Origin of the sequence: Lactobacillus helveticus (assembly GCF_046109915.1) — a bacterium.
GTDB classification, from domain to species: Bacteria; Bacillota; Bacilli; order Lactobacillales; family Lactobacillaceae; genus Lactobacillus; species Lactobacillus helveticus.
The window spans coordinates 177,416-193,545 of record NZ_CP151471.1 but is presented as its reverse complement, the minus strand read 5'-3'; the positions used below and the strand labels follow the sequence as shown (position 1 = coordinate 193,545).

Sequence of the window (16,130 nt, the reverse complement as noted above, 5' to 3'; positions counted from 1 at the left end):
ACAAAATATTTACTAAATTCCAATAAATAAAGGTTCTATTATCTGCATGTATTCAGTCTTTATAGCAAGTAAATCTTATTAAATATTGTAAATAAATTCTTTATTAGTACTAATAAATTGTTTATTTACATGCTATAATAAAAGCGCTTTCGAAATATATTTTAATAGAAATGAGGTCATATTATGCAAGCAAATATCAATTGGCTAGATAATCCTGAGGTATTCAGGGTCAATCAATTGCCCGCACACAGTGATCATCCCTTTTTTAGAGATTATCGCGAGTGGCAAAAGCAACACAGTAGCTATCAACAAAGTTTAAATGGAAAATGGAAATTTCATTTTTCCGCTAATCCTATGGATCGTCCACAAGATTTTTATCAGCGTGATTTTGATTCTTCAAATTTTGATTCGATCCCAGTTCCAAGTGAAATCGAATTGAGCAACTATACTCAAAATCAATATATTAATGTCCTCTTTCCTTGGGAAGGCAAAATCTTCCGCCGCCCAGCTTACGCTTTAGATCCTAATGATCATGAAGAAGGCTCATTTAGCAAAGGCGCAGATAACACAGTCGGTTCATACTTGAAGCGATTTGATTTAAGCTCAGCCTTAATTGGAAAAGATGTTCATATTAAATTTGAAGGCGTCGAACAAGCAATGTATGTATGGTTAAACGGGCATTTTGTGGGCTATGCGGAAGACAGCTTTACTCCTTCAGAATTTGATTTAACGCCATATATTCAAGACAAAGATAATCTTTTAGCAGTAGAAGTTTTTAAACACAGTACTGCATCTTGGCTAGAAGACCAAGACATGTTCCGCTTCTCTGGCATCTTCCGCTCAGTTGAACTACTAGGTATCCCCGCTACCCACTTAATGGACATGGATTTGAAACCACGAGTTGCAGATAATTATCAAGATGGCATCTTCAACCTTAAGCTTCATTTTATTGGTAAAAAAGCCGGTTCATTCCATTTATTAGTCAAAGATATTAAGGGGCATACTCTTCTGGAGAAAAATGAAGATATCAAAGAGAACGTTCAAATTAATAATGAAAAATTCGAAAACGTGCATCTTTGGAATAACCATGATCCATATCTTTATCAGCTTCTAATTGAAGTTTATGATGAACAACAAAACTTGCTAGAGCTGATTCCTTTCCAATTTGGCTTTAGGAGAATTGAAATTAGTCCAGAAAAAGTTGTTTTGTTAAATGGCAAGCGTTTAATTATCAATGGAGTTAACCGACATGAATGGGATGCAAAACGTGGTCGCAGCATAACAATGAGTGATATGACAACTGACATTAATACTTTTAAAGAAAATAATATTAATGCTGTTAGAACATGTCACTACCCAAACCAAATTCCGTGGTATTATCTTTGCGATCAAAATGGCATTTATGTCATGGCCGAGAATAACCTTGAATCACATGGTACTTGGCAAAAAATGGGAAAGATTGAACCTTCTGACAATGTACCAGGTTCGATTCCGCAATGGAAAGAAGCAGTGATTGATCGAGCACGCAATAACTACGAGACTTTCAAGAATCACACCTCTATTCTCTTTTGGTCACTTGGCAACGAATCCTATGCTGGAGACAACATCATCGCAATGAATGAATTTTACAAATCTCACGATGATACACGCTTAGTTCACTATGAAGGCGTAGTGCACCGTCCCGAATTAAAAGATAAAATTTCAGATGTTGAAAGCTGTATGTATTTACCACCTAAAAAGGTTGAAGAATACTTGCAAAATGATCCACCAAAGCCATTTATGGAATGCGAATATATGCATGACATGGGCAATTCTGACGGCGGCATGGGTTCATATATCAAATTACTTGATAAATACCCTCAATACTTCGGTGGATTTATCTGGGACTTTATCGATCAGGCATTATTGGTTCATGATGAAATTAGTGGACATGATGTTTTGCGTTATGGCGGCGATTTTGATGATCGTCATTCAGATTATGAATTTTCTGGCGATGGTTTAATGTTCGCAGATAGAACACCAAAACCAGCTATGCAGGAAGTGAGATACTATTATGGATTACACAAATAATCAATTGCATATCATTTATGGGGATGCCACATTTGGCGTTAATGGCAAAGATTTTCAATACATCTTTAGTTATGAACGCGGCGGACTTGAATCGTTAAAAGTACACGGCAAGGAATGGCTTTATCGTGTACCTACTCCTACTTTTTGGCGAGCAACTACAGATAACGACCGAGGCAGTGGATTTAATCTAAAGGCAGCTCAATGGCTCGGAGCTGATATGTTTACTAAATGTACTGATATCCATTTAAAAGTAGACGGACATGACTTTGCCGAACTGCCTATTGCGCCCTTTAACAACAAATTTAGCAATCACGAGTATGCAAAAAGTGCTGAAATTTCATTTACCTATCAAACTTTAACTACTCCTGCAACAAATGCAAAAATCATCTATAATATTGATGATGTCGGTCACATTAAGGTTACAATGCGTTATTATGGTAAGAAGGGATTACCACCCCTGCCTGTAATTGGTATTCGATTGATTATGCCAACGGCTGCTACAGGATTTGATTATGAAGGTTTATCCGGTGAAACTTATCCTGATAGAATGGCTGGAGCTAAAGAAGGTAAATTCCATATCGATGGTTTGCCAGTTACCGAGTATTTGGTTCCGCAGGAAAATGGAATGCACATGCAAACTAAGAAGTTAACCATTAATCGTGAAACCACACAAAATAATGTAGATCGTACAAATGAAAAGTTCAGTCTCTCAATTCAACAAGCAGAAAAACCATTTAATTTCAGTTGTTTGCCTTATACTGCTGAGGAGCTTGAGAACGCTACTCACATTGAAGAACTACCACTTGTTCGCAGAACCGTGTTAGTAATTGCAGGTGCAGTTCGCGGCGTTGGAGGAATTGACAGCTGGGGCACTGATGTTGAAAGTGCTTATCACATTAATCCAGAGTTAGATCATGAATTTTCATTTATTCTAAATTAATTTTTAAATATTTTATTGTAATTAGTAAATCAGTTACTAAATTGTGCGTTATAATGTAATCGATTTCAGTAAAAGCTAATAACTGTTAAAGGAGTTTACTACACATGAAAGTTTTAGTTATCGGTGGTGCGGGCTATATCGGCTCACATGCTGTTCGTGAATTAGTTAAGGAAGGCAACGACGTAGTTGTCTTAGATGCTTTATATACCGGTCACAGAAAAGCTGTTGATCCTAAGGCAAAGTTTTATCAAGGTGATATCGAAGATACCTTCTTAGTATCAAAGATTTTGCGCGACGAAAAGATTGACGCTGTAATGCACTTTGCAGCTTACTCACTTGTTCCAGAATCAGTTAAAAAGCCTCTTAAGTATTACGACAATAACGTTACTGGCATGATCTCATTATTACAAGCTATGAATGATGCCAACGTTAAGTACTTAGTCTTCTCAAGTTCTGCCGCAACTTACGGTATTCCTAAGAAGTTGCCAATCACTGAAGACACCCCACTTAACCCTATCAACCCATACGGCGAAACCAAGATGATGATGGAAAAGATCATGGCTTGGGCAGATAAGGCTGACGGCATTAAGTACACTGCTCTTCGTTACTTCAATGTTGCTGGTGCTTCAAGCGACGGTTCAATCGGTGAAGACCATGCTCCAGAAACTCACTTGATTCCAAATATTTTAAAGAGTGCTATTTCTGGTGACGGCAAGTTCACTATCTTCGGCGATGATTATGACACTAAAGACGGTACTAATGTCCGTGACTACGTTCAAGTAGAAGACTTGATCGATGCTCACATTTTGGCATTGAAGCACATGATGAAGACCAATAAGTCAGATGTCTTCAACTTGGGTACTGCACATGGTTACTCAAACCTTGAAATTTTGGAAAGTGCTAAGAAGGTTACCGGTATCGACATTCCTTATACTATGGGACCACGTCGTGGCGGCGATCCTGACTCACTTGTTGCTGACTCAACTAAGGCAAGAACTGTTTTAGGCTGGAAGCCAAAGCATGAAAACGTTGATGATGTAATTGCAACTGCTTGGAAGTGGCACAAGAGTCACCCAAAGGGCTACGAAGATAAGTAAGATTATTATTTCTATACAACACGCTGTTTAAACTATTTCTATTATCTAAAAAACACGCTATCAAATGTAGTGACCCTCGAAATTCGGACACGAATCTCGGGGGTTTTTCTACGTAAAGTCAAGTATCATTAGGTACTTGGCTTTGTTTTTTACCTTGATTTTTATCTTTTAGTATTTGAGGGGCAATTTATTTAAGAATTAAATCTATGACAAATAAGCCTATTAATTATGCTTTTCTTTAATAGGCTGGGGTATAATGTCTTTAGATCAATTAATTACGGCAAAAGTCTTTTTGGTTATGTGTGGCTACGCTGTAATCATATAATTGGTCGTTTTGGATCAGGGCATATATGGTTCTGATCAGTTTATGAATTGAAGCAATAGCGATTTTCTTGAATCCTTTGGTTTGAGAAGATCGCTTTTTGCTTTCATAATAGTCGGCAATATGGCATGGGTTGGTTTTAGCTGCATTGTCTATCTGTCCAATGGCCCGATAGAGAATCTTTCTGGCTACGGCATTGCCATGCTTAGTAATACTTAAGCTTGAATCCATTTCACCTGACTGGTATCTTCCCGGATCAATACCGATAAACGCATTAATCTTATTGGGATTACTGAATCTGCGCATATCGCCTAACTCTGCTAACACTCTGACTGCAGTAGTTTGAGCAAATCCAGGAATGCTTTCAAGTATTTCAAGATCTCTATTTGGCAGCTTTTTAGCTAAAGCTGTCATTTGATTGATTATCCTTTCCCTTTGACTGCTTAATACGAGCAGACGATCTGCATAGTATCTTGCTTGTTTTGTTTCAACGCTACCATTTTCGACAACAGGATAGCTTTTATGAGCCAATTCTAAAAGTTTCTTGGCAGTTTTTTGTGCGTGCTTGTTGCCAAAGCCTTTTAACGTAAGCAGCCAGCGAACAATCTGCTCCTTGTCAGATTCAAGAATACTTTCGCAATGTGGATATTGCTTAATTATCTGCCAATAATTATTGCCTTTAGAATTACTAAATAAAGTCTCAATTTCAGGAAAAGTCGACTGCAGTGCCTGGTGAAGACGATTCTTAGCCATTATCAAATCTGAGGTTAATTGATCATAGAACCTGCTTAAAGCATTGAGCTGATGATATTCTTCAGCCTGCAATTGATTAACTGGATGATGATAAAGTTTTTAAATTAGTGCTAAGTGATAAGCATCATTGCGGTCAGTCTTGTTGTGGCGTAATCCCTGATCCATTTCTTTCTTGGCCTTTAACGGATTAAGAATGATATAATCGTAGCCATAATCTTCAAGAAAGGTCTGTAGTCTGCGCGAATAAACGCCGGTTGCTTCAAAGATAATTTGTGGATGAATGGCAAATACATGCAATTCTTTTAATAGCTGCAAGAAGCCTGGCCGATCATTGGTAATCTCAAACTCATTCTTGCTTTCACCGATTAATTCACACACTGTTGAAGCAGACTTGCTTACATCAATACCGAATACAACTTTCATCATTAGCCTCCCAATCCAGCAGTAAAACATTTTTGCTTAAGAACTCGGATCTAATTTTCTAAACTCGACATCTAGGTGCCCACATTCTTCGAAGAGATTGCCAAATTCCTATGCAAAACTGCCAGTTTATTATACGACATCACGTGTCTAAACCCCCGAAGGCATATTGTTTTACTGCTATCTCAATTCTACAAGAGAATAAAAATAGTGAATCAATTATCCCGTCGGATAATCAATTCACTATTTAGCTTAGAATGTTTATTATGTCCAAATTAACCAAACAAGATAAAATTCATATTTTTGAAGAATGGACTTTAGAAGATAAACGTGGTACTTACTTAAACAAAAAATATGGAGTAAATATAGCCAATATAAATTATTTAGTAAGCTTAATTAAAATGCATGGCTTGTCTATTCTTGATAAATCTTATGCACATTATTCTAAGGAATTTAAAGAGCAGGCAATTAAAAGAGTGCTTTAGGAAATGAAGCAATTAACGCTGTAGCGCTTGATTTAGGCTTAGCTAGCAGAGGTATGTTAGGCAATTGGATTCGCTCTTACAAAGAATAATGTCGTTATCAAGAAGAAAGGACGACGAACCCATGAGCAAGAAAAAGCTGAACGAATTAGAGCGGCTCAAGCAAGAAAACGCCAAGCTGCGTAGCCAGAATTTAAAGCTTACTGTCGAAAACGCATATATAAAAAAATTGGATGCCTTGGTTAAAAAAAGAAAGAGCCAACCAAAACAGAAATAGCACAAGCTATTACCGAATTGAGGCATGAATTGGGGCTCGCTGTGAAGAAGATCATCGAGATTATTAATACCAATGAAGATCTGCCACACATTTCACGCAGTAATTACTACGATGCTTATACTCGTGATGACAAAGACCAGGTTAATCATGGCGATGTGATGGCGCGTATTCAGGAAATCTATGATGAGATTAAGAATCGCTATGTTGCCCCAGGTTATCGCCGTATTACGCATATCTTGCATCGTGAAGGCTATCAAATTAATCGCAAAACAGTTAATCGTTTAATGCGCAAAATGGATCTGTATGGTTATGTAATGAAGCGTAGACATCCATATAGCAGCTATCAAGAAGATATTAAAGGCAGAATCAAGCCAGACATAATTAAACGCAAATTCTTTGCTTTAAGACCAAATATGAAATGGTATACCGATATTACTGAATTCAATCTTAAAGGTAAGAAACTTTATTTATCGCCTATTATTGATGGCTGTGGACGTGATACAGTTGCTTATAATATTTCTCGTCATCCTAATCTGAAACAGGTGATGTCGATGTTGAACGATGCTTTTAAAACTAATCAAGCATTAAATGGTTTAATCTTTCATACAGATCGAGGCTGGCAATACCAGCACAAGGCTTACCAACACGAGTTAGCTATTCGAGGCATTGAACAAAGCATGTCTAGGAAAGGCTGCTCTCCAGATGATGGCTTAATGGAGGGCTTCTTTGGCATTCTTAAACGAGAAATGTTCTATGGTCAGGAGAATAAATATGACTCGCTTGACGAATTAGAACAAGCTATCAGAAAATATAAACGATTACAATACAGAGAGAACCAAAAACAAACTAAAAGAACTTACTCCGATAGAATATCGGAATAAGTCCTTAACCGCATAATATCAACAAAGTGTCCGAAAAATGAGGGCCACTACAATAATCGACGTCTTTTTCAATATTTATAATCTAATACTTCAAATCGCTAAATTGCTTATTAGAATTCTTCTTTGCAAGAGCTTCGCTCTTCCAGTAAACAGCATTAGTGCGACCATTTGAATTAGCTGAAACAATCACACTTTGACCATCTTCAGTATGTGGTGCTAAGTAGGTGCTACCTTGTCCTGGAGTTTGGCCCATATTAGTAAAACTATAGAAACTAATACCATTAATAGTAGTTTGTTTCATATAGCCATCTGAGGTGCTTGAACCGCTGTTTTTAGCTTTAACATTCATGCTAAAACCAGCTTCATCATTAATCTTATTATCAGTTACAGTTAAAGTATCAATATTGCCATTACCTGTATCAGCAGTGTACCAAGTTCCTTGAAGTGATGAAGGAATTACGCTAGCACTACTATTATTAGTAGTCTTTTGTGTATCCTCATCACCTGCTAATTTAACATTCAATTGTGTCTTTTCAGCTAATTGCTTTACTAAATCAGCATCATTCTTTTGGTTAAGGTAAGCAACAATATCCTTTAAACTAGTTGTGCCTAAATTACGTTGTTTAACGAAAATAGTAACTTGCTTGTCAGCACCATCGCCTGCTAACATGTAGCGCGCATTGCTACTCTTGCCAGTACCACTGACTTCATAAACATAACCATCATTATCAGAAGTAATGCCTGTAGCGTCTTTGCTTCTAAATGCTACACCTAAATTACCTTGTTTAGCTGCATTAACGGCGATCTCCCAAGTGTCACCGTACTTTTGTGCTGCATAAACTGCAATAGCACTAGCAGTGGTTTTATAATCCATCTTGCTTGCAGATAACTTAGTATACGTATCCTTATTCTTGGAACTAGCTGTTGAAGTATTAGAATTATCACTTGAATTTTTAGCAACTTTACTTGTCTTAGATTGTGATGATTGTGTATGGCTTTGTGTAGTTTGACTGCATCCCGCTAAAGTTAAAGCAGCAGAAATTGCAACCAATACAGTTAATTTATGTTTCAACAGAATTTCCCCTTTTCTTTATTTCTATTGCTTTTCCTAATGATATTATGAAAAACAATAAATGCCAACTTTTAAGGCAAAAATTTCCTAAAACTTATACTTACTTTAAGCTTTTAAATTCAGCATTAACATTATTTTTGGCAATTGCTGTAGATTTCCAATATGAATTCAAGGAATCACCAGTATCCACACTATAAGTTACTACTGCTAAATTTCTGCCATTTTTTTGTAAAGTATACAATAAACCAAAATTTTGTGCACCTAGACTTTGAACATGATAACAGTTGACTCCATTAATATTCTCAATTCTAGCTCTAGCCCAATGCTTGGTTTGCTGGAAAGATGCTGTAGTAACACTAGAAGCAGATATTCTATGAATTTCTTCACCATCAATAGTATGGGCTGTAATTACTAGCTTCTTGCCCCTCCTATTGTGCCAAGTACCACGTAGCTTTTTAGGGATAAAGGCTAAACCAGCATCCCCTTTAACTCCATATTTATCCGAAGTGATTCGAGCACCTACCACAGTATTAGCAGCTAATTTTTTAACTTCTTCAAATTTTTGATGATCATTTAAATAAGCCAAAATCGAACTCAAACTAACAGTGGCTATTTTCTTTTTATGGTTAAAAAACGAGACTTTATTTTTCTTCAATGTGTAGAAAGTGTTCTGTTCTTTTCCGTTGCCACTGATCTGATAAATATAGCCTTGTCCTTTAAAAATCCGACTAAAACCTGTTCTGCTTTTAATGCTGATGCTTAGGTGTTTTTTAGTTGCTTGTTTGTATGCATCTTGCCATTTTCCTTTATAATTCATGGCTGCATACATTGTAATCGCACTAGCTTGTGATGTCTTGGTTAAATTATTAGCAGTTAATTTCTTTGAAACTTGCCTTTGAGTATTGTTGTCGACATTTTTATTATACTGAGCGGAATTTTGACTACAAGCACTAAGATTTAGAACCGTAGCTATTAAAAAAATCAATGTTAATATTTTTTTACTCATTGCAATACTTTCAACATTCTTCCTGATAATACAAAAATACCCCTAAATGAATTAGGGATACTAATTAGCTTTTATATTATATAGCATTTTACATTACAAAACTGATTTTGTTAATTCATTAAGGCTTTTTTATAAAATTAATTCATTTCTCGATAATGTAAGTCATGAAACTTCTTTCCGGCATATTTTTGAGCTAACTCTGGTGTCTTCCAATATACCGCATCGGTCCATACACCGGCACCTCCAGCTGATATTAATACAGGCTGGCCTTCTTCTGTATGAACAGCATAAAACTCACCATCACCAGCCGTTTCATTCCAACCATAGATGTTGTAGTACAGCTTATTATCCTTCGGCTTACTTTCGGGCATTTTAAACTTAGAGATAGTTGCACAGTGCTTGGTTTTAGCCCAATAAGCTTTATCTTCGCCGCGATCACGATCAGGTTTCATCTTATGAAGTTCTGTCGTAACCGTATGCCCATTTTCTGTTTCTTCAATAGTATGATCAGTAAAAGTTACGGTTGCTTTTTCATGATTATCGTATGAATACCAAGTTCCTAACATCTCTTCAGGTGCATTATCTAACCCTCTATCGCCTGCTATTTTAGTAGTATTAGAGCTATTTGAATTATCATCATTTGTACCTAGATCTACATCGTTGGCTATTCTTTTAACAAGACCAGCACTATTATGCGTATTCAAATATTTAAACATTTTATCTATCGTAGTTGATCCCAACTTGGTTTGGTTATCATAGATAAAAATCTGCTCATTATCTAATGTATAACATGCTTCACTATTTTGCTTATTGGCACTTGCATTCTCTTTAGGAGTAAGCTTTGCAGATAATCTCACTCCATCTTAATTTACTGTTTTCTTAGAAGAATGACTTTTGACTACAGATATTTTCTTTTCTTGATGATGCGTTTTATGACTAACAGGACTGCATCCTGTCAAAAGCAGCAAACTACAACAAGTAATTAACCCAACTTTAATTTTCTTATTCAACTTTTTTCTCCATTGCTATAATCGAAACGTCTATTTTTGATTATACAACAAAAAATCCTCATAGCTTCAAACTATGAGGATTCCATTTAATTAACTATTTTACCAGTTCATGTAACGTTGACGTTCCCAATCTGAAACTGATTGTGAATACTTAGACCATTCTAATTCCTTAGATTCAATAAAGCTATGAGTTAAGTGATCGCCTAAAGCAGACTTAATTAAATCATCTTTCTTAAATGCCTTAATAGCATTGTGAAGAGTAGTTGGTAATGGCTTGATGCCATGTTCTGCTCTTTCTTCTTCAGTCATTTCAAAGATGTTTTCTTCAACTGGCTTCATTGGCATCTTTTGTTCCTTGATACCGTTAAGACCTGCAGTCAAACATGCAGCAAGCAAAAGGTATGGGTTAGCAGTTGGATCAGCTGAACGCATTTCCAAACGAGTGTTAATTTCACTAGCACTAGGAATACGTACAAGTGGTGAACGGTTCTTAGCAGCCCATGCAATGTATACAGGAGCTTCAAAACCTGGAATCAAACGCTTGTATGAGTTAACAGTTGGGTTACCAATTGCAGTAATTGCACGAGCGTGTTCCAAAATACCATTCAAGAAGTAAAGTGCAGTATCTGAAAGGTGGAATTCACCATTTTCATCGTAGAAGACGTTATGCTTACCCTTAAAGAGTGACATATTATTGTGCATACCATTACCAGCTTGGCCTTCAACAGGCTTAGCCATAAATGTAGCAAACAAACCGTGCTTTCTAGCAATTTGACGAGCAACCATCTTGAAGGTTTGGCATCTATCAGCAGTAGTCAAAGCATCATCGAATCTAAAGTCAATTTCTTGTTGACCGTCACCCACTTCGTGGTGAGCTGCTTCAACTTCAAAGCCAATGCCTTCAAGAGTTTCAACAATCTCTCTACGGCATCTTGCACCTTCATCATCTGAAGTCATGTCAAAGTAAGATGCATGATCTGGAACTTCAGTAGTCCAATTGCCATTTTCATCTAATTTGAAAAGGTGAAATTCCATTTCAAAACCAATATCAAATGTGTCAAAACCTGCATCCTTCATTTGACCAACAACACGCTTTAAGTTGTTTCTTGGGTCACCTGCAAAAGGCTTGCCATCAGTTGTATGAACTGAACAAATCAAACGACCGATCTTACCACCGTGTTCATCGCCCCAAGGTAAAACTGTCCAAGTTGAAAAGTCAGGATATAAAACCATGTCACTTTCTTCAAGACGAACAAAGCCATCAATTGAAGAACCATCAAAACGAATATCATTGTTTAAAACTTTGTCTAATTGGCTCTTAGGCACTTCAACAGCCTTTTCAGTACCATTAATATCAGTAAAGCAAAGACGTAAAAATCTAACATCCTTGTCTTCAACTTCTTTTCTAATTTCTTCTGCAGTATATTGTTTACTCATAGTTTATCCACCTATAAAAACAAAAATATTAAATTGATATAGTCCTATGATTTATTTTTATCTCCTAGAACTGTCTAATACAATAGCAGACCAATTTGCAAATGTCAAATTGGTCTAGTAATTTTTATTTATTTTTGATTTAAAAATTTATCCCTTACCGCGTTAATAACAGCCACTTTGTCATGTGCATAAGTTAAGCCGCCTTGCATATAAACTGCATAAGGTGGTCTAACTGGACCATCTGCAGAAAACTCAATAGTTGAGCCTGATACAAAGTTTCCAGATGCCATAATAATTTTATCTTCATACCCTTCCATTGGAACTGCTTCTAGTGTAACGAAAGAGTCAATTGGAGAATTTTTCTGTACTTCTTGGACAAATTTAATCATCTTGTCAGGATCATTAAAGATGATTGTCTCAATAATATCGCTACGCTTTTCATCCCACGCAGGAGTGACATTCATTCCCATCTTGGCAAACAATGCGGCCGCAAAAATCATGCCTTTTTCAGCCATTCCGGTTACATTAGGAGCCAAGAAGAAGCCCTTAAAAATCATGCAAATTGCCGATCGTTGCACCTTCATCAGTGCAGCCTGGAGCAGTCAGCACGAGTCGAGCATTCTCTACTAAATCCTTTTTACCGACAATATAACCGCCCATCTTGGCAAGACCACCACCAGCATTTTTTATTAAAGAACCAGCCATTAGATCTGCGCCATATTCCGTTGCTTCATGCTTTTCAGAAAATTCACCGTAACAATTATCGATAAAGACAATACTTTGCGGACTAACCTTTTTGACAAAAGCAATCATTTCTTTGATTTGATCAATGGTAAAAGTTTTACGTGTTGAATAACCACGTGAACGTTGAATAGCTACAACTTTAGGTTGATCGCGACGCAAAATCTTTTCAGCTTCATCATAATCAACCAAATTGTCTTTCAGCGGAACATATGAAAACTTCACGCCTTTTTCAGCTAAAGTACCGCGCTTATCATCCGTCAAGCCAATTACTTTTTGCAAAGTATCATATGGCATCCCGTTAAATAAGTTAAAGTATCACCATATTTTAAATTGCCATTTAATGCTGTAAACAAAGTATGCGTACCCGAAACAAATTGAGGACGCACTAATGCATCTTCTGCATCAAAAACTTGCGCATAAATTCGATCTAATTTGTCACGGCCAATATCGTCATCACCATAACCCGTAGCGCCGTTTAAATCAGCTTCTGCCACACTATTATCTTGAAATGCTTGTAATGCCTTTACTTGGTTATAAACGATCTGATCCTCAATTTCAGCCAATTTAGGAGCTATCTGTTTATCTACTTCTTTTACTATTTTTTTGCAATTCATCTGGGATATTATTCATTCTTCCATGCCTCTACATTTTTAATAATTTTGTCTTCATAGTCAGGGTCATTCAGTGGATCAAACCAATTAACCGGTAATTGATTTCTGAAATAAGTAAGTTGTCTTTTAGCATAACGCCTAGACGCGGTTTTCAATTGTTCAACACACTCATTTAAAGTCTTCTCACCTTCAAAATAAGGGAAAAACTCTTTATATGCGATAGCTTGCAACACCTGATGTTCTTTATCTCTATTTTGATAAATAAATTTTGCTTCTTCTAGCATTCCCTTTTGCATCATTCGATCAACTCGTAAATTAATGCGGCAATAAATTTCTTGCCTATCAGAATTTAAACCAATGATTAAATAATCATATCTAGGTTCAATCTTTTTTTGCTGTTGTGAGAACTTTTTACCAGTTCGATCAATTACCGTTAATGCCCGCATTGTTCTGCGAGAATTAGGAACTGGAATTTTTTTAGCAGCTTCAGGATCTTTTTCATTCAAAATGTCCCATAATTTTTGTGGACCATTTTGTTTTAAATAATCTTCCCATTTTTGAGAAGTTCCGCTGTCTTCTTCTTTTCTTTCACCCAACTGCATCTTATTCAACAGTGCATTAACATAAAAGCCTGTTCCCCCAGCCAAAATGGGCAACTTATTTTTCTCCCCAATATCGTTAATTGCTTCAGTTGCTTCATCCACAAAGTCCTTGACAGAATACTCATCAAATACCGATCTTGTGTCAACTAAATAATGTTTAACTTCTGCTTGCTCTTCTTTAGTTGCTTTAGCTGTGCCCACCTCTACTTCATGGTAAACTTGCATAGAATCTCCAGAGACAATCTCACCATTTAGTTTTTTTGCCAAGGAAATTGCTAAATCAGTTTTACCAATTGCAGTAGGCCCTACTATTGCTAATACTTTTTTCATATCATCATCTTTTCAATTTAATTTTTGATACAAAAAAGCACATTTAGGCTACTACAGCTCTAAATGTGTCTTCTTTTATTAATATTTAGACTTCTTAGTTCTACCGTCCCAAGTTTCAAAACCACCTTTAAGCCAGTGGATTGAAACAAAGCCCTTCTTCTTCAAGAAACGGGCAGCTCTTAAAGTAATTGTGTTTGAATCTGAGTAAAGATAAACTGGCAAATCACTTCTAAGTTTATTATATTGATATTTAAGCATTGTATATGGCAAGTTACGGGCACCATCAATATGCTTGCGCTTAAATGGTTCTTTTTCACGCAGATCGATAATTTGTGCCTTGCGCATGCCTGCCTTAAATTCTTCGTTAGTCAATTCGCCGCCCATAGACTTGGCTTGGAATTTATTCCATCCCCAAATACCTACAAAGACCAAAATAATGGCTAATAGAACTAAATCTAAGATAATTAAAAAACTCGACATTGACCTTAATCTGCCCTTCCATAAAAACTTACAAATATAATGATACAGCTAAACTAATTTACTTGCTATCCTTTTTCTTTTTATCTTTCTCTTTTAATTCTTCAATTCTGTGTTCTCTTCGTAAAATTAATTTCGCTATCATGTAATCGTGTTGATCAATCAAACCAGCTTTATTGATATTATCAAGTTCAAGTGCCATCAACTCAATATCCCAGATTCTTTTGCCAACATGAACCAAAATACCATATTTTTCTAAAAGTTGTTGTACATCATATAAAGTCTTCATTTAAAAGCTAATAACCATTCCTGTTCTAACAGTCCATACTATATAAACAATCAAAACAGCTCCCGCTAAAACGCGCCATTTAGTATTACATGTCCGCATTACGCGATCGCCCAAGATGATAGCCAATAAGAAACCAGTTATTAAGCCACCGATATGACCCCAAATATCAATACCAGGTACAAAAATATCAAGTGCTAGGTTAATCAATGCTAAAACCAAAGCTTGTCTTCCTAAAAAGCTAATCATCGGATTATGTAGATTACGCAAGCCGATAGCGACCATCGCTCCAAAGAGTCCAAATAAAGCTGTTGAAGCCCCCGCACTTAAGCCGCGATCGGAACTAAAAGCCAAACTAAATAGGTTACCACCTATTCCGGCTAATAAGTACGTAACTAAAAAGCGGACATGTCCCATAATTGGTTCCATATATTGTCCCATGTAATAAATGATAATGGCATTAGAAACCAAATGCATGACACCAATATGCAAAAATTGAGCAGCAAATAAGCGCCACCATTGATGACCAGCGACAACTGCATAATTGTTCATCGCTCCCATTTTCATTAAAACATTAATATTCTCAGAACCGCCTAAAAAGACTTCAATTAAAAAGACTATTAATAAAACTATTAAAATTCCTAAAGTCACAAATGATTGTAAGAAGTTAATTTTTTGCTTCATTCCAGCCTCCCTTAAAGTAATTAATATGTTTCAGTAGTTATAAGTGTCTGAACTGGCACATCTGTTTTTTCAACTGGCCATTCAGCATGTTGAAATTGCATCTTAGAGTTTACTAATGACACAGTTGTAGGATTATATTTTGCCAAAAATCGATCATAATATCCACCGCCAAAGCCTAAGCGAACATGGGAATCCTGTGCAAATGCTAATCCAGGAACGATCACTAAGTCTAAGTGATTATTAATCTTGGCATCTGTATCAACAATTTCTTCTACGCCAAAACTAGATTTTTTTAATTTACTCATATATGTGTAATGCAAAAAATTTAAAGTATGATTTTGATCGTTCTCAGCTTTAGCTAAATATACTTCCTTGCCCTCATCCCACAGATGGGCAATTATTTCAGAGGTATCTATCTCTAAAGGCAACGAAGCAGTTATCCCAATAGTCTGACTATTTTTGATTAAATCTGTTGCCATTAGCTTTTTAAGCAAAATTGTATCTTCTAATTTTTTATCTTTAGTTTTAGCAAAACATTTTAATTTTTCGATTTGTATTTTTCTTAATTCTGATTTTTTCATTTTTTGCCTATAAAAAATAGCAGGCACACAACCTGCTACTTTGATTTA

The 16,130-nt window shown here is 36.2% G+C and carries 12 protein-coding genes and 3 pseudogenes; 4 read left to right on the top strand and 11 right to left on the bottom strand.

Translation table 11 applies throughout. The features are described from left to right. Positions 1-183: 183 nt before the first annotated feature. From AADV52_RS01125 to galE, 3 genes are all read left to right on the top strand, one after another. Positions 184-2,070 (top strand): glycoside hydrolase family 2 TIM barrel-domain containing protein, encoded by a 1,887-nt coding sequence (locus tag AADV52_RS01125; protein ID WP_014563269.1) that lies wholly within the window; start codon positions 184-186, stop codon positions 2,068-2,070. Next, a complete protein-coding gene (locus tag AADV52_RS01120; RefSeq protein ID WP_014563268.1) occupies positions 2,054-3,010 on the top strand; it encodes a beta-galactosidase small subunit in 957 nt (318 codons plus the stop codon). Before AADV52_RS01125 ends, AADV52_RS01120 begins: the two co-directional genes overlap by 17 nt. 104 nt (positions 3,011-3,114) lie before the next feature. Then, entirely contained in the window at positions 3,115-4,107 is a 993-nt protein-coding gene (gene galE, locus AADV52_RS01115) for a UDP-glucose 4-epimerase GalE (RefSeq protein WP_003627059.1), read from the top strand. A 271-nt stretch (positions 4,108-4,378) separates the two neighbouring features. On the opposite strand, the pseudogene AADV52_RS01110 reads toward galE, so the two are convergent. After that, positions 4,379-5,608 (bottom strand): annotated as a pseudogene (locus AADV52_RS01110) (IS110 family transposase). Between the two features lie 260 nt (positions 5,609-5,868). Between AADV52_RS01110 and AADV52_RS01105 the strand changes: the two are divergent. Next, a pseudogene (locus AADV52_RS01105) lies at positions 5,869-7,258 on the top strand (IS3 family transposase). Between the two features lie 66 nt (positions 7,259-7,324). On the opposite strand, the gene AADV52_RS01100 reads toward AADV52_RS01105, so the two are convergent. The 10 genes and pseudogenes from AADV52_RS01100 to AADV52_RS01055 form a co-directional block, all read right to left on the bottom strand. Continuing rightward, a complete protein-coding gene (locus tag AADV52_RS01100) occupies positions 7,325-8,314 on the bottom strand; it encodes a hypothetical protein (RefSeq protein ID WP_014918485.1) in 990 nt (329 codons plus the stop codon). Between the two features lie 100 nt (positions 8,315-8,414). Next, the gene (locus tag AADV52_RS01095; RefSeq protein WP_107775365.1) at positions 8,415-9,320 is read right to left on the bottom strand and encodes an ABC transporter; all 906 of its coding nucleotides are present in this window, start codon (positions 9,318-9,320) and stop codon (positions 8,415-8,417) included. 137 nt (positions 9,321-9,457) lie between these two features. Further along, complete coding sequence (locus AADV52_RS01090) at positions 9,458-10,177, bottom strand: hypothetical protein (protein WP_014918483.1); 720 nt, start codon at positions 10,175-10,177, stop codon at positions 9,458-9,460. Positions 10,178-10,429: 252 nt separating this feature from the next. After that, positions 10,430-11,767, bottom strand: a complete 1,338-nt coding sequence (gene glnA, locus AADV52_RS01085; protein ID WP_014918482.1) for a type I glutamate--ammonia ligase — start codon at positions 11,765-11,767, stop codon at positions 10,430-10,432. Between the two features lie 128 nt (positions 11,768-11,895). Beyond that, positions 11,896-13,141, bottom strand: a pseudogene (locus AADV52_RS01080) (aminotransferase class I/II-fold pyridoxal phosphate-dependent enzyme). After that, positions 13,134-14,054: a tRNA (adenosine(37)-N6)-dimethylallyltransferase MiaA gene (gene miaA / locus AADV52_RS01075; protein WP_014918481.1), complete on the bottom strand. Its 921-nt coding sequence runs from the start codon at positions 14,052-14,054 to the stop codon at positions 13,134-13,136. Before miaA ends, AADV52_RS01080 begins: the two are co-directional and overlap by 8 nt. A 78-nt stretch (positions 14,055-14,132) precedes the next feature. Beyond that, positions 14,133-14,534, bottom strand: coding sequence for a rhodanese-like domain-containing protein (locus AADV52_RS01070; RefSeq protein WP_014918480.1), 402 nt, complete (start codon positions 14,532-14,534; stop codon positions 14,133-14,135). 58 nt (positions 14,535-14,592) lie between these two features. Then, a complete protein-coding gene (locus AADV52_RS01065) occupies positions 14,593-14,820 on the bottom strand; it encodes a YqgQ family protein (RefSeq protein WP_003627075.1) in 228 nt (75 codons plus the stop codon). Then, entirely contained in the window at positions 14,821-15,501 is a 681-nt protein-coding gene (locus tag AADV52_RS01060) for a rhomboid family intramembrane serine protease (RefSeq protein ID WP_014918479.1), read from the bottom strand. A gap of 20 nt (positions 15,502-15,521) precedes the next feature. Beyond that, on the bottom strand, positions 15,522-16,082 hold the full coding sequence (locus AADV52_RS01055; protein ID WP_003627079.1) for a 5-formyltetrahydrofolate cyclo-ligase: 561 nt from the start codon (positions 16,080-16,082) through the stop codon (positions 15,522-15,524). Positions 16,083-16,130 lie beyond the last annotated feature (48 nt).